We start from the raw sequence: 20,715 nt of genomic DNA on the forward strand, positions 1-20,715 counted from the left end.
CGCAAAGCTCCTTATTGACGACGTGCCAGCACTTCAGCGTGGTGACGTTTTTCCCCGATCATCACAACAATCAGCAGCAGCACCGCCAGCACGCTACCGCCGATCATCACCATAAAGCCGCCGTCCCAGCCGAAGAAGTCAACGGTGTAGCCCACAATGGCGCTCGCCGCGACCGAACCGCCGAGGTAGCCGAACAGGCCGGTAAAGCCCGCCGCCGTGCCCGCCGCTTTTTTCGGCGCCAGCTCCAGGGCATGCAGACCGATCAGCATCACCGGACCGTAAATCAGGAAACCGATGACGATCATGCAGGCCATATCTACTGATGGGTTGCCCGGCGGGTTAAGCCAGTAAACGACCGTCGCGATGGTCACCAGCGTCATAAAGAACACGCCCGTCGCACCGCGGTTACCTTTAAACACTTTGTCCGACATCCAGCCGCAAAGCAGCGTGCCCGGGATCCCGGCATATTCATACAGGAAATAGGCCCAGGAGGATTTATCCAGCGCGAAGTGCTTCACCTCTTTCAGGTAGGTTGGCGACCAGTCGAGGATGCCGTAGCGCAGCAGGTAAACAAACACGTTCGCGACCGCGATGTACCACAGCAGCTTGTTCGGCAGCACGTACTTCATGAAGATCTGTTTTGCGGTCAGCTCTTCTTCATGCTCCTTGCTGTAATCATCCGGATAGTCGTTTTTGTACTCTTCAATCGGCGGCAGGCCGCAGGACTGCGGGGTATCGCGCATCAGGGCGAAGGCAATAATCGCCACCAGAATGGCGCCAAAGGCAGGCATGTAGAGCGCCGCGTGCCAGTCGTTGAACCAAGCCATCCCCAGCAGGAACAGCAGCGGCGGAATACCGCCGCCCACGTTATGGGCGCAGTTCCACACCGACACGATGCCGCCGCGCTCTTTCTGCGACCACCAGTGCACCATGGTGCGTCCGCACGGCGGCCACCCCATTCCCTGGAACCAGCCGCAGAGGAACAGCAGCACGAACATGATGGCAATGCTGGAGGTTGCCCATGGCACAAAGCCCATAAACAGCATCACCGCTGCCGCCAGGATCAGACCGGCGGGCAGGAACACGCGCGGATTCGAGCGATCCGACACGGAGCCCATGATGAATTTGGAAAAACCGTAGGCGATAGAGATCCCCGACAGCGCGAACCCCAGATCGCCGCGAGAAAAGCCCTGCTCCACCAGATACGGCATGGCGAGCGCGAAGTTTTTACGTACAAGGTAGTACGCCGCGTACCCGAAGAAGATCCCCAGGAAGATTTGCCAACGCAGGCGGCGATAGAGCGGATCTATTTCTGCCTCTGGCAGACGCGCCCTGTGGGGCGCAGGTTTGAAGATACTGAGCATAACAGCCTCCGTGGCCTTGAAATGAATGAGCAGGTGGCTCGCACCTGAATTCCAGAGGCGGGGATGTTAAGAAATCACGGTGATTGTTACTGTGAATCAACGCACAGATTGTTACAGAAATATGACGGAATGCGCAAAAAAGCGCATGAAATCACGTTTCACTTTCGAATTCCGCGCGTTTATGTTCGAAATCAAACAAACCACAAAATTAATATGGCTAAATGATAGAAAACGAACATAGAGGGTAAACAATGACCAGTCACGATCCTCGTTATAGCGATGTGATAATCATTGGTGGTGGCGCAACCGGCGCCGGGATCGCGCGCGATTGCGCCCTTCGCGGCTTAAGCGTCACGCTTCTGGAACGCCATGATATCGCCACGGGCGCAACCGGGCGTAACCACGGCCTGCTGCACAGCGGCGCCCGGTATGCGGTCACCGACGCGGAATCCGCACGCGAATGTATTGCTGAAAACCAGATCCTCAAGCGTATCGCCCGACAATGCATTGAACCGACCGACGGCCTCTTTATTACCCTTCCTGAAGATGACCTCGCCTTTCAGGACACCTTTATTACCGCCTGCGGCGCCGCGGGCATTCAGGCTGAAGCCATGGATCCGGCGCTGGCGCGGCGGCTGGAACCGTCGGTTAACCCGGCGCTTATCGGCGCGGTGAAAGTCCCTGACGGCACCGTCGATCCGTTCCGCCTGACCGCCGCCAACATGCTGGACGCCAGGGAGCATGGCGCACATATCCTCACCGGGCACGAAGTGACCGGCCTTATCCGCGAAGGCCATCGCATCTGCGGCGTGCGGCTTTTTAATGCGCAATACAATGAACACAGCGAGCTGTATGCCACCGTGGTGGTCAACGCGGCGGGGATCTGGGGGCAACGGATTGCGGAATACGCTGACCTGTCGGTGCGCATGTTCCCGGCGAAAGGCTCGCTGCTGATCCTCGACCACCGCATTAATAACCACGTGATCAACCGCTGCCGCAAACCGTCTGACGCCGATATCCTCGTGCCGGGAGATACCATTTCGTTAATCGGGACGACCTCAACCCACGTGGACTACAGCGAAATTGACTACAACCGCGTCACCGCTGAAGAGGTGGATATCCTGCTGCGCGAAGGGGAAAAACTGGCGCCGGTGATGGCGCAGACGCGCATTCTGCGCGCCTACGCGGGCGTGCGTCCGCTGGTCGCCAGCGACAACGATCCGAGCGGACGTAACGTCAGCCGGGGCATCGTGCTGCTCGATCACGCTACGCGCGACGGCATGGACGGGTTTATCACCATCACCGGCGGCAAGCTGATGACCTATCGCCTGATGGCCGAGTGGGCAACCGATGCCGTCTGCCGCAAGCTGGGGAATACCAGGCCGTGCGTGACGGCAGAACAGCCGCTGCCGGGATCGCGGCAGTCCACCGAAAAAACGTTGCAAAAAATCATCTCTTTGCCTGCGCCGCTGCGCGGGTCCGCGGTGTACCGCCACGGCGACAGAACGCCACCGTGGCTCGGTGAAGGACGAGTAAGCCGCAGCCTCGTGTGCGAGTGCGAAGCCGTCACCGCCGGTGAGGTGCAGTACGCGGTGGAGAACCTGACGGTCACCAGCCTGCTCGATCTTCGTCGCCGCACCCGCGTCGGAATGGGCACCTGCCAGGGCGAGCTGTGCGCCTGTCGCGCCGCCGGGCTGTTGCAGCGCTTTCACACCACCACCGCTACCCAGTCGCTCGATCAGCTCAGCGCGTTTTTAAACGAGCGCTGGAAAGGTATTCAGCCTGTCGCCTGGGGCGATGCCCTGCGTGAAAGTGAATTTACCCGCTGGGTCTACCAGGGGCTTTGCGGTCTTGAGAAGGAGCAACACGATGAAATTTGATACCGTGATTGTCGGCGGCGGGCTGGCGGGCCTGCTCTGCGGCATTAAGCTCACGAAGCAGGGGCTGCGCTGCGCGATTATCACCCGGGGGCAGAGCGCCCTGCACTTCTCGTCGGGCTCGCTGGATCTGGTGGACGAAGCGTACCGCGATAAGCTGCCACCCGAGCATCCGTATCACCTGATTGGCGCGCAGCATATTGACCGCTTTGCGCTGGAGACCGAAGCGCTGCTGGCGGAGTGCGGCGCACGTCTGCAGGGCAGCGCCCGGCTCAATCACCAGCGCGTCACGCCGCTCGGCACCCTGCGTTCCGCGTGGCTCAGCCCGGAGGAGGTGCCCGTTGCCCCCATTCGCGCGGAACGCGTGCGGGTGGTAGGGATTAGCGGCTTTCTGGATTTCCAGCCCCATCTCGCGGCGGCGTCGCTCTGTCGCCAGGGCGTTAACGCCGAAACGGCAGAGATAGAACTGCCTGAGCTTGATGTCCTGCGCGATAACCCGAGCGAGTTTCGCGCGGTGAATATCGCCCGTTTTCTGGATAACGAAGAGAAATGGCCGCTGCTGTATGACGCCCTCAGGCCGCTTAGCGACAACTGTGACGCCCTGCTGATGCCCGCCTGCTTCGGTTTACGCGACAACCGGCTCTGGCGCTGGCTCTCGGATCGTCTGCCCTGCTCGCTCGGCCTGCTGCCAACGCTGCCCCCGTCTGTACCCGGCATCCGCCTGCACACCCAGCTCCAGCGCCAGTTTGTTGCCCAGGGCGGCGTGTGGATGGCGGGGGATGAGGTGAAGAAAATTACCCTGGTGGACGGCGCGGTAAGCGAAATCTGGACGCGAAACCACGAGGATATTCCGCTTCGCGCCCGCTATACGGTGCTGGCAAGCGGCAGTTTCTTCAGCAACGGGCTGCTGAGCAGCCGGGAAGGCATTCGGGAAGCCATTATGGGGCTGGATGTTCGCCAGCTAGCCTCCCGCGCGGACTGGTATCAGAGTGATTTCTTCTCGCCGCAGCCCTGGCAGCAGTTCGGCGTGATTGTCGATAACCACCTGCATCCGCAGCTTTCCGGTAAGCCCATCAATACTCTTTTTGCCATCGGTTCGCTGCTGGGCGGATACGATCCCATCGCCCAGGGATGCGGTGGCGGCGTCTGCGCCGTCACCGCGCTGTATGTGGCAGAGCAGATTAGCCAGCGCACGGAGGCTGAACAATGAACGACACCCGTTTTGAAAGCTGCATCAAATGCACGGTGTGTACCACCGTCTGCCCGGTCAGCGGCGTGAACCCACGCTATCCCGGGCCTAAACAGGCCGGGCCGGACGGCGAGCGCCTGCGCCTGAAGGACGGCAAGCTGTACGATGAAGCCCTGAAATACTGCATCAACTGCAAACGCTGCGAAGTCGCCTGCCCGTCGGATGTGAAAATCGGCGATATTATCCAGCGCGCCCGGGCGCGCTACAGTACGCAAAAGCCGTCGCTGCGGGACGCGATTCTGAGCCACACCGATCTGATGGGCAGCGTCTCTACGCCGTTTGCCCCGCTGGTGAATGCCGCGACCTCTCTCAAACCGGTGCGCCAGCTGCTGGATGCCACGCTGAAAATAGACCATCACCGCAGCCTGCCGAAATATTCTCACGGCACCTTCCGCCGCTGGTATAAATCCGTGGCGGCGGAGCAGGCGCAGTACGCCGAGCAGGTGGCCTTTTTCCACGGCTGCTATGTGAATTACAACCATCCGCAGCTGGGTAAAGATCTGCTGAAAGTGCTGAACGCCATGGGAACCGGCGTACAGCTGCTTAGCAAGGAGAAGTGCTGCGGCGTGCCGCTGATTGCTAACGGGTTTACCGATAAAGCGCGCAGGCAGGCTCAAAGCAATGTCACCTTCCTGCGTGAAGCCATCGTCGACAAAGGCATACCGGTGCTGGCGACCTCGTCCACCTGTACCTTCACCCTGCGCGATGAGTATCCGCATCTGCTGGACGTGGACAACACCGGCCTGCGAGAGCACATCGAGCTGGCAACGCGCTTCCTGTGGCGCAAGCTGGACAGCGGGCAGACGTTGCCGCTGGGGAAATTGCCGCTGAAAGTGGTGTACCACACGCCGTGTCATATGGAGAAGATGGGCTGGTCGCTCTATACGCTGGAGCTGCTGCGGTTAATCCCGGGGCTGGAGCTGACGGTGCTGGACTCGCGCTGCTGCGGGATTGCGGGAACCTACGGCTTTAAGCGTGAAAACTACGAAACGTCGCAGGCGATCGGCGCTCCGCTGTTCCGTCAAATTGAGGAGAGCGGCGCGGATATCGTGGTGACGGACTGCGAAACCTGCAAGTGGCAGATTGAGATGTCCACCAGCAAGCGCTGCGAGCATCCGATTACGCTGCTGGCAAAGGCGCTCGGGTGAACATGGCCGGGGCGAAAGGCCCCGGCACAGGCGTTACTCCACGAACAGAGACTCAACCACGTTAATCCAGCCGTGCTCGCTGGCCACCTCTTTGCCATTCAGCCAGCGGCGCAGCATGTTCAGCGCCATCATAGCGCACACCTCCTGACGCACCGCCAGGCTGTGGCGGGTAATGCTCATTTTTACCCGCAGGGCGTGGGTGCCCTCGGGCGTCGCCAGCGCGAAGTTGAGATGTTCTTCATCCAGCCCGCCGACAAACAGTGCCAGACCGGCAAAATGCTTCACCCTTCTCTCGGACGCCCAGCGGGCGGTCTGCGCCAGGGTCTCCTGCTGGAACGGCACCACTTCGCTCGCCAGCAGCGGCGCGTTGACGCGCGACAACTGAAGTGCCAGCAGGCCACCGGTGAACTGCTCGCTTAAGGTCACGCTCAGCTGACGCGCCTGCAGCTGCTTCGCAATCTGCGCGGGCAACCCTTCCGTACCTTCAAAGATCAGGCTTTCGCCCGCCACGCGCTGCACCTCGGGCCACAACGCCAGCATCGCCTCTTTCTGTTCGGCCGGGCCTGTCAGCTTAAGTTCAATGATCGGCATGGAGGAGCGATAGCCCATGGACACGCCCGGCGGCAGCGGAAGGTGATCGAGGCTCTGGGCCAGATCGCTTTCCGAGCGGCCAAAGGTGGTCAGACGCAGGCACAGCGGCGGTTCCGGCAGGGTAAAACGATCGCGAAGGCGCGGCAGGATCTGCTGCTCGACCATCACTTTAAATTCTGACGGCACGCCCGGTGTGAAGAACATCAGGCAGCGGTTAAGTTGCATGGCAAACCCACACGCGGTACCGACCGGGTTATCGACCAGTTCAGCACTGGCGGGAATTTCAGCCTGTTTGCGGTTGCTGGGGGCCATGACGCGGCCACGTTCAGAGAAAAAACGCGCCATCTGCGAGAGCCACGCCTCATGCAGCACCAGCCCTTCGCCTTTTGCGGTCGCGGCGGCCAGGGCACTGAGATCGTCACTGGTGGGACCGAGCCCGCCGTTCACAATCAGCACGTCGCACTGTTCACTGCGCTCGCGCAGAACTGCGACCAGTGACTCAAGATTGTCGCCCACCGTATTGCGGCGCGTTAACGGTAATCCTTGCTCAAAGAAAAGATCGGCCAGCCAGGCAGCATTGGTATCAATAATTTGTCCATGCAGCACTTCGTCGCCGGTGGATAACATCTCCACGTTAATCATTGTGTTCTCCCGCTTATTTGGTCAAAACACTATAGCGCAAACGCGGGGTGGAGCAGAGAGAAACTGGCGCGACAGCATGCCGCGCCGGAGAGATTAGAAGCCTGCGCTGACGCCCACGTACGGGCCGTCGGCCAGCGCGTTATCGCGGTTACCGTCTTTGCCGGCCAGGTTCAGATAGCGATAGCCTGCTTCGATGGTGATTGGACGCATGATGGTCCAGCGTGCGCCAGCGTTGGCCTCTTCATAGCTGTCGATACCGCTTGAGAGGGAGTCTGGAGAGTAGTAGTACTCACCAAACAGGCCAAAGCTGTCGCCAATTTTCCACTGCAGACCGCCGCCCACTGCCGCCGCATATCCTTCGTCACCGTCATTTGGGTTGGTATAGATACCTTTACCGCCGACGGTCGCCAGGAACGGGCCCAGAGGAATGTTGAGGCCCAGGCCGAGGCTTGCCGCGTCGCCGTCGTCATCGTTATGCGTCCAGCCGCCGGTCATCGCCAGACCGGATGTCTCGGTACCCATGCCGAAGCCCAGGTGGGTATAATCCTGACCCGCCGAGCCGTTAATGCTAATGGCGTTCGCCGCCGCAGATACAACCATCAGGCCGAAGCCCAGTAATGCCACTTTTTTCATTGTCGTGATCCCGCACAATTTTTATAGAGAAGTCCCAAAACCGCGAGATTTTAACCTGGGTCTTCCGGGGATCAAGCACTCTGCGTGCGGCCGGTCAGTAGATTGTAACTATTTGAAACGGCTATTATCCCTTCAGCGTTGCGTTAACCCACTCCTGCAGCGCGCGGCGCGAAACTTTAATGCCGCCATTTTTGAGTTCAGTCGGCAGCAGCAGCCAGCGGACGGGTTGCTCAAAACGCGCCACCTTGTCCCTGACCCAGTTGGGTAAGCAGGTGATATCCGTTCCCGGCTCGCACTCCACGACCGCCACCGGGCGTTGCCCGAATTCAGCGTCGTCCAGCGGAACGACAAACACCTGGTTAACCTGCGGGTGCGTGGCGATAACGCGCTCCAGCGATTCCGGCTGGATCCCTTCTCCGCCGCTAAAAAAGAGGTTGTCCATGCGGCCAAGGATCGTCAGACGGCCGTCATGCCATTCGCCGCGATCGCGTGTGGCGAACCATCCCTGCGCGTTGGTCAGCGGAATCAGTTCGCCATCCCGCCAGTAGCCAGAGGCCATGCTTTGCGCCCTGATCCAGACTTCACCGTTAACGACCTGCACCTCTCTGCCCGGCAGCGCACAGCCCACGTCCGGCTCGCCGTCCGCCTCTTTCGCACAGACGGTAGAGGCGAACTCGGTCAGACCGTAGCCGCAGAAGGTGCGTATATCCTGCTCTCGCGCCTGTTCGGTCAATTCAACAGGGATGGCCGCCCCACCCAGCAGCACCGCTTTCAGTGCGACAGGCTGGTGGGCATTCAGCAAGCGCCAGAGCTGGGTTGGCACCAGTGAGGCGTGGGTGCAGCCGCACAGCGCCTGCTCCAGAGGCTGTTTCTCGCGTACGGTTAACCGCGCGCCAGCCTGCAGCCAGCGCCATAAGATCCCCTGGCCGGAAACGTGAAACAGCGGCAGCGAAAGCAGCCAGTCGTCGTCTTCACCGTAGGGCATCAGCGCCAAAACGCCGCGCGCGCTGGCAAGGTGGGCCTCGCAGGTATGGACCGCCGCTTTCGGCAGCCCGGTGGAGCCGGAGGTCAGCGTCATGGAGGCCAGCCGCGCCGGTTGCCACGCAGCGCAATACGCATCGGCTGTCTCGCGCATGCACAGGGCAGGAAGAGCGTCGTAGCTGCCGTCCAGCACCAGCGCAAAGCGCAGCGTCATCTGCGGGAGCAGCACGTCCAGTAGCGGGCGCGGTAGCTGCGGATTAACGGGAAGAATACGCGCCCCGCACTGGAGCAGCGCCAGCCACGCCAGCAGGGTTTGCGGATGATTATGGGCCTGCAGCAGCACGCCGCAGCCCTCCTCCACGCCCTGCCGGTGAAAGCCCGCCGCAAGGCTGTCGATGCGCGCGCACAGCTGTTGCCAGCTGAGCACCTCGTCATTCAGCCTCAGGGCCGGTTTATCGGCAAACAGCGCGCACCAGTGTCGCCACGGCCAGTCGGTAAAACTCATCGCAACGGCTCCAGCGCCTCGGAGCCCAGGCACGGCAGCGCGCTGTCCGGCCACGGGCGGAGAAGCTGAGCCTGCATCAGGTTCAGCGTGTCGAGGCCAGGAACCGTATCCGGCGTTAGCCAGGCGGCCACGCGCGCCAGCTGGGTTAGCCCAAGGCTGGACTCAATCGACGAGCTGATCACCGCCGTCAGCCCTAAGGCGTGCGCCGCCGCGACCTGCTCGCGCACTTTCGCCAGGCTGCCGGTCAGCGTCGGTTTAATCACTACCGCGCTGACGCCGGGCTCTGCAGCAAATTCAAAATCGGCCTCGCGCAGGCTTTCATCCCAGGCGATGGCAATCCCCGTTTCGCGGGCAAACGCGCGCGAATCCTCGCGGGTTTTGCACGGCTCTTCCAGGAAGGCAATGCGGCTGCGGTAGGCCGGGTTGACGTACTTTGCAAACTGCTGCGCCTTGAGCGGCGTCCAGGCGCGGTTGGCGTCCAGACGCAGATGCAGATCGGGGATCGCCTCCAGCAGCAGGTTGGCGACCATGCCGTCACGCACCGCTTCATACAGCCCGACTTTGATTTTCGCGACCTTCTCGCCCGGCATGGCGGAGAGCAGCGCGAACAGCTCGTCCGGATCGCCCGTGCAGAGCGGCGCCGCGCGGTAATTCCCCGCTTCCGGCAGGCTGCCGTCCAGCTCCGCCAGCGCGCAGCTGATACCAAAGGCCGCGGAAGGCACCTCCGGCAGCGCCGGATTTGCACCCTCGCGCCACGCGTCCGCCCACGCCAGCAAGGCCGCCCGCGCGTCATCCAGCGACTCGAGGCTAAACCCCGGCAGAGGCGAAATCTCGCCCCAGCCTTCCCGCTCGCCCTGCTGCAGATGCACAAAGAAGCCGTCACGGGTTTTTAACCGCCGTTCACGCAGCACCACGCCCGCGTCCATCGGTATCTGCCAGCGGTAAACCTGCGCGCGACGCATTACGGATTCCGTTTGTATTTGCTGAAGTCTGGCTGGCGTTTTTCGTTAAACGCGTTGCGCCCTTCCTGACCCTCTTCGGTCATGTAGAACAGCATGGTGGCGTTGCCCGCCAGCTCCTGCAGACCCGCCTGACCGTCACAGTCGGCGTTGAGTGCCGCTTTCAGGCAGCGCAGCGCCATCGGGCTGTTTTGCAGCATTTCACGGCACCAGCGCACGGTCTCTTTTTCGAGATCGGCAAGCGGCACCACGGTGTTCACCAGGCCCATATCCAGCGCTTCCTGCGCGTTGTACTGACGGCACAGGAACCAGATTTCGCGGGCTTTTTTCTGACCGACGATGCGCGCCATGTAGGAGGCCCCCCAGCCGCCATCGAAAGATCCCACTTTCGGGCCCGTCTGGCCAAAGATGGCGTTCTCGGCGGCAATGGTCAGGTCGCACATCATGTGCAGCACGTGGCCACCGCCGATAGAGTAGCCCGCCACCATCGCCACCACCGGTTTTGGACAGGTGCGGATCTGACGCTGGAAATCGAGGACGTTCAGGTGATGCGTACCCGCGTCGTCCTGGTATCCGCCGTAGTCACCGCGCACTTTCTGATCGCCACCGGAGCAGAACGCTTTCTCGCCTTCGCCGGTCAGGACAATCACGCCGATGTTGTCGTCGTAGCGCGCATCCGCCAGGGCCTGAATCATCTCTTTCACGGTCAGCGGACGGAAGGCGTTACGCACCTGCGGGCGGTTGATGGTGATTTTGGCAATGCCGTCGGTGGATTTGTGGTAACGAATGTCGGTGTAGCCTTCGGAGCAGTCCTGCCATTCAACCGGAGCGTAAAGCATGTGTTCATCAGGGTAGATCATAGAGTGTCCTTTATTCGAAGACGCAGTATCTGAGCCAGACTTGCCGCAACCGCATCGGGGTTTTCCCGGTGGGCGTTGTGTCCGGCGTTGGGAATTGCATGGCGAACAGCGTTCAGCTCCGCGGCAAGGGCCGCAAACTTCTCATCACGTTCGCCATAGAGATAATCAAAAGAGAAATGGCGCGCGCTCAGGGCAGCACGCAGGTCGGGCTGCACGGCCAGCGATGTCGCCTCGAGCATCATCGCCAGCGCCGCGCCGCGGTTCTGGCTGCGCAGGGTGATCAGCGCGTCGCGCTGGACGTCCGTCAGGGAGGCAAACACGGGCTGTTGGTACCAGTCAGCGAACACCTTATCCAGCGGTTCGTTGCGAAAACGTGCTGCCCAGCGGCGGTCGGATGCCAGCCGCGCCTGTCGCGCATCGACATCCTGCAGGCCCGGATGTCCCCCTTCTACCGTCAGGCCCAACAGCCCCTTTGGCTGCTGGCAGGCATGGAACATCGCAATGCGGCCGCCGAGGGAGTACCCGACGAGCCAGAATTTCAGTATGTTGTAACTAATCAGAGTTCGGGTGAGCAACGCGCTCATCTCGTCGAAGCCCTCGACGCCCAGGTGCCGGGATCCACCATGACCCGGCAGATCCAGATACAGCCGGGGGTAGTCACGGAGTCGCTCCCCAATACCCTGCCACTCGCGGCAATCGCCGGAAAAACCGTGCAAAAAGACCAGCCAGGGATAGCCTGGTTTTCCGGCCTGCTGCACGCCCGAGAGGATCACAGCTGGCTCACCTGCGCTAGCAGGCTTTGCAGGGTCTGCGCACCGTCAGCCTCGTTCACCACCAGCTCAATCAGCGTCGCGCCGGGCTGTTTCCAGGCTGTACCGAGCGCGGCACCCAGCTGTTCCCAGCTTTCCGGGCGATGATATTTCAGGCTAAACATCGCCGCGGCGTGTTCGAACTGCACGTTCTGCGGCATCAGATAGAAGCGCTCGCGCTCGCTCTGCGGCGTAGGCAGCAGGGAGAAAATCTGCCCGCCGTTGTTGTTGACCACAATCAGCACGAACGGGGCTGACACCTGACGCAGCAGCGCCAGCGCGTTGAGATCGTAGAGCGCGGAGAGATCCCCCACGATGGCCAGCGTCGATTTCGCGCTGGCGCGCTGCACGCCCGCCGCCGTGGAGATCAGCCCGTCGATGCCGCTGGCGCCACGGTTGCTGTACACCGGGTAACCTGCTGGCAGCTGCGAAAAGGCGTCTATCAGCCGCACGACCAGGCTGTTGCCGACAAACAGCTGCCCCTGCTCGGGCAGGTACTGGCGAATACGGTGCGCCAGCCCGGCCTCGCTGAACGCTTCACAGCGCGCATGGGTCAGTTCCCACGCCTGCCGCGACAGGTCCGGAAGGGTAACCGCCCAGGGTTTGCGTTTTTCAGCCGGATGGAGCGCCAGCCAGGCGTCGATACGGCTGACCAGACGACGACCGCGATGGTGCGCCGGGTCAAGACGCCCTTCCAGCGCGTCCACCAGCCAGTACTCGTCCGGTGTGCAGGTGGCCTGCCACTGCAGTAACCGTTTACCGGTTAAACTCGATCCAAGCTGGACCACAATCTGCGCCTGCGACAGCTCGGTGACCGCTTTGGCATTACCCAGCCAGAGATCCGCGCACGGCAGCGGCTGCCCGGTCTGGGAAAGCACGTCGCCTATTAGCGGCCAGCCCAGGGTTTGCGCCCACTCGGCGACCAGCTTGCCTTCGGCGGCGCTCATGCGCCCGGCGATAACCACGCCGCGCTTCTGCCGCCAGAAGAACCAGTCGCGCTGTTTCGCGCTCTCAAGGTGCGTCTGCTCGCGCAGCCACGGTTTCTCACTCTGCCACCAGTCGCCGAGGGTCTGCTGCCAGTCAAGACCCGTATCGTCCAGCTCGCCGTACAGCGGCTCGGCAAACGGGCAGTTAATATGCAGCGCCCCGCTGCGCAGCGTCTCCATGGCATGATCGACGGTGGAGACCAGCCAGCTTGCCGGAATATCCTGGGTGGGACGGGGCAGCGAAATCGTCTGCGAAGGATGCGAAGAAAAGAGTCCCGGCTGACGGATGGCCTGATTGGCGCCGCAGTCGATAAGCTCAGGGGGACGATCGGCCGTCAGCAGAATCAGCTTTTCACCGGTTAACCCGGCTTCAATCATAGCCGGATAGAGGTTCGCCACGGCAGTACCGGAAGTAACAATCACCGCCACGGGTTCTTTGCTGACCTTTGCCAGACCCAGCGCGAGATGCCCGAGGCCACGCTCATCAAAGTGGGTGTGGTGAATCAACGCCCGGTTTTCGGCGGCCGCCAGCGTCAGCGGCGTTGAGCGAGAACCCGGTGCAATACACACGTGCCTGACGCCGTGGCGCGTCAGGGCTTCAAGGATCACCGCCGCCCAGCGTCGGTTAAAAGAACTTACTGACATGAGATTGTCCGGTATCAAGAATGCGACACAGTATAAATAATAGAAAAAATTGGAATTTTGATATGAATCGGGATTGCGCGAATCAGTATTAATCCCTAAGGAGCAGAGAGCGCAATCCGGCCGCTTTGTTTTCGATCTCCTGCCACTCCTGTTCCGGGTCAGACCCGCTGACAATGCCGGCCCCGGCGTAGAGCCGCAGGGAGTCATCCTGGACGCGGGCGGAGCGCAACGCCACGCAAAATTCACTCTGGTCAGGCGATAAATACCCGGCAGAACCGGCGTACCACTCGCGGTTAAAGGGCTCAACCTTCTGAATAAATTCGCGCGCAGGCTGTCGCGGCAAACCGGCAACGGCCGCCGTCGGCTGTAGCATATGCAGGCACTGCTCGTCGTCGGCCTGTTTGAGTTCGGTCCAGATACAGCGGCGCAAATGCTGCACTTTACGCAGGCGCACCACCTGGGGGGGCAGTACCTCAAGCGTCTGCGTGTAGTGCTGAAGACGCTGGCAAATATCTTCCACGACCAGCATATTTTCGCGCTGGTTTTTATCGTCGTTCAGCAGCCACTCGCCGAGACGCTGCGCCTGGCCATCATCGGCATGGCTGGCGACGGTGCCCGCCAGCGCTTCTGTACGCAGCAGCGTGCCGCGCCGCCGCCAGAGACGCTCGGGGGTCGAGCCAAGAAACGCGTTGCTGGCGTCGAAAATCATGCAGAAATGGTAGCAATGTAAATTCAGGGCGCGGCTGGCCGCCATCAGCGCGACAGGGTTAACGCGCTGTGTAAACTGAATATCGGTTGCCCGGGCGAGAACCACCTTTTCAAAATCACCGCGCGCGATGGTCTCTGTCGCTCTGCGGATAAGCGTCAGCCATTCGGCCTGTTGCGGCTGATGGGTTTCGTGCTCAACCTGAACGGATAGCGGACGGATAGATCTCGCAGGACGGAGTTGCTGTAAAAAATCCCGCGCGGCGAGGGCATCTTCCTGAAGTGAATAATCACTCCACAGCTGCAGACGCAGCGTAGCGGTGCCGGCGGTGCGTCGCCAGAGTAGTCGCGGTAAAAAGAGGCTGCCCTGCTCCGGAGTAAAAGCGTTCAGGCCACAGATACGGGTATCACCTGCCGCGTTTTGCTCGCGCAAAAACTGCGTGGCTAACGCCAGAGAGGAAAAGGGGATCACCGCCCCCAGCGCAGCCAGTTCTTCATCGCCGTTACGCTGCTGCCAGTAAAACTGCGGATAGCACTGCTGCGCCCCAAGCCAGGCGAGAGGGTCGAAAGCGTCGTTTAACGGGAAAGAGACGTCGAAATGACATATGCCGGGTGTTGCGGGTAACGCTTGCGAAAGCTGGGTACGCAATTGCTCCAGCGCGAGGAAAATCGAATTCACGCGAACCTCTCCCTGTTAAAACCTCGTATTATACGGGGTACTGGCAATAAATAGCAGTACCCACGTATAGGGAGTGGTTAAGCGGCTTAACGACGGGCTAAGAGCAGCCCCAGTACCAGCCCGACGGCAGCACCGACTCCAATACCCTGCCACGGTTTTTCATGCACGTAATCATCGGCACGGTACACCGCTTTTTTGGCGCGGTAGTAGTAGGTATCAGACGCATGGCTGACGCGGTTTTTCACTTCATGCAGCGCCTGCTCGGCGCGGGCTTTTAGCTCAATATATTTCTGATCGGCAGGGTCGCCCGAGGAACGTAACACCTCTTCCAGCGTTTCGCTCAGTAAGGCCAGGTCGTCGTCGATACGGGTATCCCAGGATTGAAATGACATATTTTTCTCCATGTTAGTACACCAGTCCGCTAACTATAGCCAACGACTCGCCATTACGCCTGCTTCGCTTCCCGCGCCATGCCGATGTGGGGAATGCCGTCTTCATCGTACACCTCGGTGACCGGCACGAAACCAAAGTGGCCGTAGAAGGACTGCAGGTGCGCCTGCGCGCCCAGGTATAACGCCTTGTTCGGCCACTGTTTCTGGCATGCCTCCAGCGTTTTATCCATCAGTTGATAGCCCAGTTTTTCACCGCGAGCTTTGCCGCTGATGATGACGCGGCCAATGACGACAGGCTCAGAATCGTCTTCGCTTTTCAGAATCCTCGCATACGCCACCAGCTCGTTATTCCGCCAGCCGAGGATATGGCGGTTCTCGCCGACGAGATCGTCGCCGTCGATGTCCTGATACGGGCAGGTCTGTTCAACCACGAACACTTCGCAGCGCAGTTTCAGCAGGGCGTAAAGTGAATGAACGGTGAGGTCACTATGGTGTAAATCTTGCCACTGGATCATGTCAGTCTCCTTCCTGGGGTTCATCACGTTATACTAAACCCCTCCCCGTTCGGCAAAGGGCTGATTGCGTTATGGAACTGATTTTTCTGGGTACGTCCGCGGGCGTACCAACCCGCTCACGAAATGTGACGGCGATATTGCTGGATCTTAAACACCCCACCCGCGGCGGGCTGTGGCTGTTTGACTGTGGTGAAGGGACGCAGCATCAGCTGTTACACACCGCTTATCACCCCGGCAAGCTGGATAAAATTTTTATCACCCATCTGCATGGCGACCATCTGTTTGGCCTTCCCGGCCTGCTGTGCAGCCGCTCGATGGCCGGTAACGCCAACCCGCTGACGATTTATGGGCCTGCGGGTATTCGTGAGTTTGTTGAAACCACACTGCGCCTGAGCGGGTCGTGGACGGATTATCCGCTGGAGGTCGTTGAGATTAGCGAAGGCCTGATTTTCGATGACGGCGATTATAAGGTGAGCGCTCAGCCGCTCAATCACCCTGTCGAGTGCTATGGCTATCGCATTGACGCGCATGACAAACCCGGCGCGCTGGACGCCGCCGCGCTGATGGCCGATGGCGTAAAACCCGGACCGCTGTTCCAGCGCCTGAAGCACGGTGAGACCGTCACGATGGAGGACGGGCGCGTCATTAACGGTCAGGATTATCTCGCCGCACCGCAGCCCGGCAAGAAGCTGGCAATTTTTGGCGACACGGCCCCGTGCCGGGCGGCGCTCACGCTGGCCCAGGGCGTGGACGTAATGGTGCATGAAGCGACCCTCGAAACGGCGATGGAAGAGAAAGCCAACAGCCGGGGCCACAGCTCCACGCGTCAGGCGGCGCAGTTGGCCCGTGATGCGGGTGTAGGGAGGCTTATCGTCACCCACGTCAGCTCGCGCTACGACGCGCGGGGCTGTGAAAAGCTGCTGGCAGAGTGTCGCGCGCTGTTCCCGGAATGTGAGCTGGCCGAAGATTTCGCTCAGGTCAGCGTTTAGTCCTTCATTTTTCCCTCAGGATGCCGATAACGATTAAAAGGTCAGCATTTCTCTCGAGGGTAGAATGGATAATTTCCAGAAAGATATTGATGACAGGGCGAATCTGACCCTGTCGAACCGTTTTGAACTGTTGCTGTTCCGTCTTGGCACCTCTCTTAACGAAAATAAATCTGAGCTGTTTGGCATTAACGTCTTTAAGCTGCGTGAAATTGTGCCGATGCCGGAGTTCACGAAACCCGCCGGGATGAAATCACCGCTGATGGGAATGGTGAATATTCGCGATCAGGTGATCCCGGTGATCGACCTGGCCGCCGTGGCGGGCTGTAAGCCCACCACCGGGCTGAATATCCTGCTGATCACCGAATACGCGCGCAGCGTGCAGGCGTTTGCCGTGGAGTCGGTTGAGAACATCATGCGCCTGGACTGGAAGCAGGTGCACGCGGCGGAAACTGCCGTCAGCGGTCGCTACATCACCAGCATTGCGTGTCTTGACGAGAAGAGCGATACCAACGATCTGGCGATGGTGCTGGACGTTGAGCAGATCCTGTACGACATCACCCCGGCCAACCACGATCTGCACGCCACCAATCTGAAAACCACCAAATTCCATATCAAGCCGGGTGCGGTCGCCATCGTCGCGGAAGACTCCAAAGTGGCGCGCTCAATGCTGGAGAAAGGTCTGCAGGCGATGGAGATCCCGGCGCAGCTGCATATCACCGGCAAAGAGGCGTGGGAGAAAATTGGGGTTCTGGCCGCACAGGCGCAGGCTGAGGGTGTTCCCATCACCGATAAGATCGCGCTGGTGTTGACCGACCTCGAAATGCCGGAGATGGACGGTTTTACGCTGACGCGCAAAATCAAAACCGATCCGGTATTGAAAGATATTCCGGTCGTGATCCACTCTTCCCTTTCCGGCAACGCCAACGAAGACCATATTCGTAAGGTGAAAGCGGATGGCTACGTCGCGAAGTTTGAGCTGAACGAGCTGTCGTCAGTGATTGAGGAAGTGCTGGACCGCTCGATGAAGAAGATTGACGGGCCGTTGATTAGCCGCAAACAGCTGGCTTAAGCATGGTGCGGGCTGGTGCCCTCACCCCGGCCCTCTCCCACAGGGAGAGGGAGAAAACCATAAAAAAACCCGCCGAGGCGGGTTTTTTGTTTTTACATTAATGGCATCGCGCGCTGCACGATATCAATCAGCGGCTGCGGATAGATACCGAAGATCAGCACCAGCAGCGCGGAGATGAGAACCACAATACCGCCAGCGCTGTACTGCCAGTTGGTTGGGGCATCACGGTTGAGCTGCTGAGGCGCGCTCAGGTACAGGCTCACGGCCACGCGCAGGTAGTAGTAGAGACCAATCGCGGAGCCGATCACCACGCCCGCAGTCAGCCACCACAGGTGCGCCTGCACACCGACGGCCAGCACGTAGAACTTACCGATAAAGCCGAGCGTCATCGGAATACCTGCCAGAGAGAGCATCATCACCGTCATCACCGCGGACAGGATCGGACGGTGCCAGAACAGACCACGGTAGGAGAACAGTGAATCGGCATCCGGACCACGGTACGGGCTGGACATCAGGCTCACCACGCCGAAGGCGCCGAGGCTGCTGAACAGGTAACCGGCCAGATAGACGCCCACGGCTTCCATTGACATCTCACCGCTCTGCAGCGCAATCAGCGCCACCATCAGGTAGCCCAGATGAGAGATAGACGAGTAGCCCAGCAGACGTTTGATGTTGGTCTGGCTCAGCGCCATCAGGTTACCGAAGATGATGGAGACGAACGCAATAATGCCCAGCACTACGCGAACCGCTTCGCTGTCACCCACCGGTGCGTACAGGAACAGACGCATAACCACCCCGAAGATGGCGATTTTGCTCGCCGTCGCCAGGAAGGTCGACACCGGCGCTGGCGCGCCCTGGTAAACGTCTGGCGTCCACAGGTGGAACGGCACCAGAGAGAGTTTGAAGCCAAGGCCAACAATCATCATGCCCAGACCCGCCAGCAGCAGCGGCTCATGCAGCATGCCGTCACCGAGGCTCTTGCCGAGCGCCATAAAGGAGAGGTTACCGGACTGTGCGTACACCAGCGCAATACCAAACAGCAGGAACGAGGACGCCGCCGCAGACAGGATGGTGTACTTGATGCTTGCTTCCAGGGAGCGCTTCTGGCGGAAGGCGTAACCAATCAGACCGAACAGAGGCAGAGAGATCAGCTCAATGCCGAGGAACAGCGCGGCCAGGTGGTTCGCATTCGCCAGCAGAATGCCGCCCAGCGCGGCAATCAGAACCAGCAGGTAAAACTCTTCTTTGTTGTCGTTGTAGCCTTCGAGCCACGGGTACGCAAAGGTACAGGTTGCCAGGCTCGCCAGCAGCACCAGACCGGTATACAGCATGGCGTAACCGTCAACGCGCATCAGCGGGGTGACGTCCATCGCCCCACCCTGGCCAACAAACCAGAGAGAGACTAACGCGGCGTTCAGGCCGATGACCGACAGCGTGGCATTCAGGAAGTGATTGCGTCGCCACGCAATGGAGAGCATCACAACCACCACCGTCAATCCGACGATCAGCAGCGGTAGCAGCGCGATCAGTTGTTGTGGAGTTATTGTCATGGCGAATTACGGCCTTGTAGTAGAAACAGAATTAACAAACCACTGCTGGATATTGCCCATCGCGCTGTGCGAGGTATCCAGAATCGGCTGCGGGAAGAAGCCCAGCAGCACCAGCAGTACGACCAGCAGCAGGATGATGAACAGCTCACGCAGCGACATCCCCGGCAGTTCTTGTGCAGCAATTTCGCTCTTCGCTTTACCGAAGTAAGCGCGGTGCAGCATCGCCAGCGAGTAGACGGAAGCGAACACCAGACCAAAGGTGGAGATCACGGTAATCACCGGTACCACTTTGAAGCTGCCGAACAGAATCATAAATTCGCCGACGAAGTTACCGGTGCCCGGCATCCCCAGAGTCGCCACCGCGAAGAACATGGAGAGCGCTGGCAGCCACTTAATTTTGCTCCACAGGCCGCCCATCATACGCATGTCGCGAGTGTGCAGACGTTCATACAGCTGGCCACACAGGATGAAGAGACCGGCTGCGGACAGACCGTGCGCAATCATCTGGATCACCGCCCCCTGGTACGCCAGCTGGCTGCCGGTGTAGATAGCAATCAGCACGAAGCCCATGTGGGAAACGGAGGTATAAGCAATCAGACGCTTGATGTCGTACTGGGTGAAGGCCATCCAGGCACCGTAGAAGATACCGATCACACCCAGCCACATGGCAATCGGTGCGAATTCTGCGGAGGCGTTCGGGAACAGCGGCAGAGCGAAACGCAGCAGACCGTAGGCCGCCGTTTTCAGCAAGATGCCCGCCAGGTCAACGGAACCCGCCGTTGGTGCCTGAGAGTGCGCGTCTGGCAGCCAGCCGTGCAGCGGAACCACCGGCATTTTCACCGCGAACGCGATGAAGAAGCCCAGCATCAGCAGATATTCCACGCCGTGCGACATTGGGGTCTTCAGCAGGTCTTCGTAGTTGAAGGTCCAGGTGCCGGTCGCGTTGTGGTGAACAAACACCAGCGCCAGAATGGCAATCAACATCACCAGACCACTCGCCTGGGTATAGATGAAGAACTTGGTTGCCGCCGTGATACGCGTTTTACCGTCGGACGCCTTGTGGCCCCACAGCGCGATCAGGAAGTACATCGGCACCAGCATCATCTCCCAGAAGAAGAAGAACAGGAACATGTCGATGGCAAGGAACACGCCGATTACGCCGCCCAGGATCCACATCAGGTTCAGGTGGAAGAAGCCCTGGTATTTTTCGATTTCACGCCAGGAGCAGAGTACCGCCAGAACGCCGAGCAGACCGGTCAGCACCACCATCAGCAGTGAGAGACCGTCAATCGCCAGGTGGATCGTAATGCCGAAACGTGGGATCCACGGCAGGATGAACTCAGACTGCCACTGCGGAATACCCGCAGACTGGGTCAGTGAGTAACCGCCCTGCAACCACAGTTGCAGGCCAAGCGCGAGCGTCAATCCCATGGTGATCAGCGCGATCCAGCGCGGCATCTTCACGCCAAAGCGTTCAGTCTGCCAGCACAGGAAGCCGCCGATGAAGGGAATTAATATTAGCCAGGGTAGTAACATGGCGATTTACATTCCTTTTTAAGGCCCCCAG

General features: G+C 60.1%; 18 protein-coding genes. 5 read left to right on the forward strand and 13 right to left on the reverse strand.

The window, feature by feature from the left end:
• Nucleotides 1–11: 11 nt before the first annotated feature.
• On the reverse strand, nucleotides 12–1,364 hold the full coding sequence (gene glpT, locus V1572_RS18290; RefSeq protein ID WP_045354273.1) for a glycerol-3-phosphate transporter: 1,353 nt from the start codon (nucleotides 1,362–1,364) through the stop codon (nucleotides 12–14).
• 251 nt (nucleotides 1,365–1,615) lie between these two features.
• On the opposite strand from glpT, the gene glpA reads away from it, so the two are divergent.
• Genes glpA through glpC form a run of 3 tightly spaced genes read left to right on the forward strand, consistent with a single transcriptional unit; the run spans nucleotide 1,616 to nucleotide 5,638 of the window.
• The gene (gene glpA / locus V1572_RS18295) at nucleotides 1,616–3,244 is read left to right on the forward strand and encodes an anaerobic glycerol-3-phosphate dehydrogenase subunit A (protein WP_395299458.1); all 1,629 of its coding nucleotides are present in this window, start codon (nucleotides 1,616–1,618) and stop codon (nucleotides 3,242–3,244) included.
• A complete protein-coding gene (gene glpB, locus V1572_RS18300; protein WP_395299459.1) occupies nucleotides 3,234–4,451 on the forward strand; it encodes a glycerol-3-phosphate dehydrogenase subunit GlpB in 1,218 nt (405 codons plus the stop codon). The genes glpA and glpB overlap by 11 nt, the downstream gene beginning before the upstream one ends.
• The gene (glpC, locus tag V1572_RS18305; protein ID WP_395299460.1) at nucleotides 4,448–5,638 is read left to right on the forward strand and encodes an anaerobic glycerol-3-phosphate dehydrogenase subunit GlpC; all 1,191 of its coding nucleotides are present in this window, start codon (nucleotides 4,448–4,450) and stop codon (nucleotides 5,636–5,638) included. The genes glpB and glpC overlap by 4 nt, the downstream gene beginning before the upstream one ends.
• Nucleotides 5,639–5,671: 33 nt before the next feature.
• On the opposite strand, the gene V1572_RS18310 is transcribed toward glpC, so the two are convergent.
• From V1572_RS18310 to V1572_RS18355, 10 genes are all read right to left on the reverse strand, one after another.
• Nucleotides 5,672–6,871 (reverse strand): nicotinamide mononucleotide deamidase-related protein YfaY, encoded by a 1,200-nt coding sequence (locus V1572_RS18310; protein WP_045908716.1) that lies wholly within the window; start codon nucleotides 6,869–6,871, stop codon nucleotides 5,672–5,674.
• 93 nt (nucleotides 6,872–6,964) lie between these two features.
• Nucleotides 6,965–7,504: a YfaZ family outer membrane protein gene (locus V1572_RS18315; RefSeq protein WP_023294110.1), complete on the reverse strand. Its 540-nt coding sequence runs from the start codon at nucleotides 7,502–7,504 to the stop codon at nucleotides 6,965–6,967.
• Nucleotides 7,505–7,628: 124 nt separating this feature from the next.
• Nucleotides 7,629–8,990: an o-succinylbenzoate--CoA ligase gene (gene menE / locus V1572_RS18320; RefSeq protein WP_395299461.1), complete on the reverse strand. Its 1,362-nt coding sequence runs from the start codon at nucleotides 8,988–8,990 to the stop codon at nucleotides 7,629–7,631.
• Nucleotides 8,987–9,952, reverse strand: coding sequence for an o-succinylbenzoate synthase (gene menC, locus V1572_RS18325; protein ID WP_395299462.1), 966 nt, complete (start codon nucleotides 9,950–9,952; stop codon nucleotides 8,987–8,989). The genes menE and menC overlap by 4 nt, the downstream gene beginning before the upstream one ends.
• Nucleotides 9,952–10,809 (reverse strand): 1,4-dihydroxy-2-naphthoyl-CoA synthase, encoded by an 858-nt coding sequence (gene menB, locus V1572_RS18330; RefSeq protein WP_008500223.1) that lies wholly within the window; start codon nucleotides 10,807–10,809, stop codon nucleotides 9,952–9,954. Before menB ends, menC begins: the two co-directional genes overlap by 1 nt.
• On the reverse strand, nucleotides 10,806–11,582 hold the full coding sequence (menH, locus tag V1572_RS18335; protein WP_395299463.1) for a 2-succinyl-6-hydroxy-2,4-cyclohexadiene-1-carboxylate synthase: 777 nt from the start codon (nucleotides 11,580–11,582) through the stop codon (nucleotides 10,806–10,808). The genes menB and menH overlap by 4 nt, the downstream gene beginning before the upstream one ends.
• Nucleotides 11,579–13,249, reverse strand: a complete 1,671-nt coding sequence (menD, locus tag V1572_RS18340; protein WP_248221995.1) for a 2-succinyl-5-enolpyruvyl-6-hydroxy-3-cyclohexene-1-carboxylic-acid synthase — start codon at nucleotides 13,247–13,249, stop codon at nucleotides 11,579–11,581. The genes menH and menD overlap by 4 nt, the downstream gene beginning before the upstream one ends.
• Before the next feature lie 88 nt (nucleotides 13,250–13,337).
• Nucleotides 13,338–14,633, reverse strand: coding sequence for an isochorismate synthase MenF (menF, locus tag V1572_RS18345; protein ID WP_262796529.1), 1,296 nt, complete (start codon nucleotides 14,631–14,633; stop codon nucleotides 13,338–13,340).
• An 86-nt stretch (nucleotides 14,634–14,719) separates the two neighbouring features.
• Nucleotides 14,720–15,025, reverse strand: coding sequence for a stress response protein ElaB (gene elaB, locus V1572_RS18350; RefSeq protein WP_008500219.1), 306 nt, complete (start codon nucleotides 15,023–15,025; stop codon nucleotides 14,720–14,722).
• Between the two features lie 53 nt (nucleotides 15,026–15,078).
• Nucleotides 15,079–15,540: a GNAT family N-acetyltransferase gene (locus V1572_RS18355; RefSeq protein WP_262796530.1), complete on the reverse strand. Its 462-nt coding sequence runs from the start codon at nucleotides 15,538–15,540 to the stop codon at nucleotides 15,079–15,081.
• Between the two features lie 71 nt (nucleotides 15,541–15,611).
• On the opposite strand from V1572_RS18355, the gene rbn reads away from it, so the two are divergent.
• Complete coding sequence (rbn, locus tag V1572_RS18360; protein ID WP_395299464.1) at nucleotides 15,612–16,529, forward strand: ribonuclease BN; 918 nt, start codon at nucleotides 15,612–15,614, stop codon at nucleotides 16,527–16,529.
• Nucleotides 16,530–16,593: 64 nt separating this feature from the next.
• Complete coding sequence (locus V1572_RS18365) at nucleotides 16,594–17,598, forward strand: chemotaxis protein (RefSeq protein ID WP_032652809.1); 1,005 nt, start codon at nucleotides 16,594–16,596, stop codon at nucleotides 17,596–17,598.
• A gap of 92 nt (nucleotides 17,599–17,690) precedes the next feature.
• Here the strand turns inward: V1572_RS18365 and nuoN are convergent, their stop codons facing one another.
• Nucleotides 17,691–19,148, reverse strand: a complete 1,458-nt coding sequence (nuoN, locus tag V1572_RS18370; protein ID WP_024908971.1) for an NADH-quinone oxidoreductase subunit NuoN — start codon at nucleotides 19,146–19,148, stop codon at nucleotides 17,691–17,693.
• A 6-nt stretch (nucleotides 19,149–19,154) separates the two neighbouring features.
• Nucleotides 19,155–20,684, reverse strand: coding sequence for an NADH-quinone oxidoreductase subunit M (gene nuoM / locus V1572_RS18375; RefSeq protein WP_008500214.1), 1,530 nt, complete (start codon nucleotides 20,682–20,684; stop codon nucleotides 19,155–19,157).
• Between the last annotated feature and the right edge of the window lie 31 nt (nucleotides 20,685–20,715).

The sequence above is a fragment of the Enterobacter quasiroggenkampii genome, assembly GCF_043972695.1.
Lineage (GTDB): Bacteria > Pseudomonadota > Gammaproteobacteria > Enterobacterales > Enterobacteriaceae > Enterobacter > Enterobacter quasiroggenkampii.

What these genes read in the sequence shown, in the direction of transcription:
- glpT (WP_045354273.1), bottom strand. Translation starts at nt 1,364, where the DNA reads ATGCTCAGTATCTTCAAACCTGCGCCCCACAGGGCGCGTCTGCCAGAG.
- glpA (WP_395299458.1), top strand. Translation starts at nt 1,616, where the DNA reads ATGACCAGTCACGATCCTCGTTATAGCGATGTGATAATCATTGGTGGT.
- glpB (WP_395299459.1), top strand. Translation starts at nt 3,234, where the DNA reads ATGAAATTTGATACCGTGATTGTCGGCGGCGGGCTGGCGGGCCTGCTC.
- glpC (WP_395299460.1), top strand. Translation starts at nt 4,448, where the DNA reads ATGAACGACACCCGTTTTGAAAGCTGCATCAAATGCACGGTGTGTACC.
- V1572_RS18310 (WP_045908716.1), bottom strand. Translation starts at nt 6,871, where the DNA reads ATGATTAACGTGGAGATGTTATCCACCGGCGACGAAGTGCTGCATGGA.
- V1572_RS18315 (WP_023294110.1), bottom strand. Translation starts at nt 7,504, where the DNA reads ATGAAAAAAGTGGCATTACTGGGCTTCGGCCTGATGGTTGTATCTGCG.
- menE (WP_395299461.1), bottom strand. Translation starts at nt 8,990, where the DNA reads ATGAGTTTTACCGACTGGCCGTGGCGACACTGGTGCGCGCTGTTTGCC.
- menC (WP_395299462.1), bottom strand. Translation starts at nt 9,952, where the DNA reads ATGCGTCGCGCGCAGGTTTACCGCTGGCAGATACCGATGGACGCGGGC.
- menB (WP_008500223.1), bottom strand. Translation starts at nt 10,809, where the DNA reads ATGATCTACCCTGATGAACACATGCTTTACGCTCCGGTTGAATGGCAG.
- menD (WP_248221995.1), bottom strand. Translation starts at nt 13,249, where the DNA reads ATGTCAGTAAGTTCTTTTAACCGACGCTGGGCGGCGGTGATCCTTGAA.
- elaB (WP_008500219.1), bottom strand. Translation starts at nt 15,025, where the DNA reads ATGTCATTTCAATCCTGGGATACCCGTATCGACGACGACCTGGCCTTA.
- V1572_RS18355 (WP_262796530.1), bottom strand. Translation starts at nt 15,540, where the DNA reads ATGATCCAGTGGCAAGATTTACACCATAGTGACCTCACCGTTCATTCA.
- rbn (WP_395299464.1), top strand. Translation starts at nt 15,612, where the DNA reads ATGGAACTGATTTTTCTGGGTACGTCCGCGGGCGTACCAACCCGCTCA.
- V1572_RS18365 (WP_032652809.1), top strand. Translation starts at nt 16,594, where the DNA reads ATGGATAATTTCCAGAAAGATATTGATGACAGGGCGAATCTGACCCTG.
- nuoN (WP_024908971.1), bottom strand. Translation starts at nt 19,148, where the DNA reads ATGACAATAACTCCACAACAACTGATCGCGCTGCTACCGCTGCTGATC.
- nuoM (WP_008500214.1), bottom strand. Translation starts at nt 20,684, where the DNA reads ATGTTACTACCCTGGCTAATATTAATTCCCTTCATCGGCGGCTTCCTG.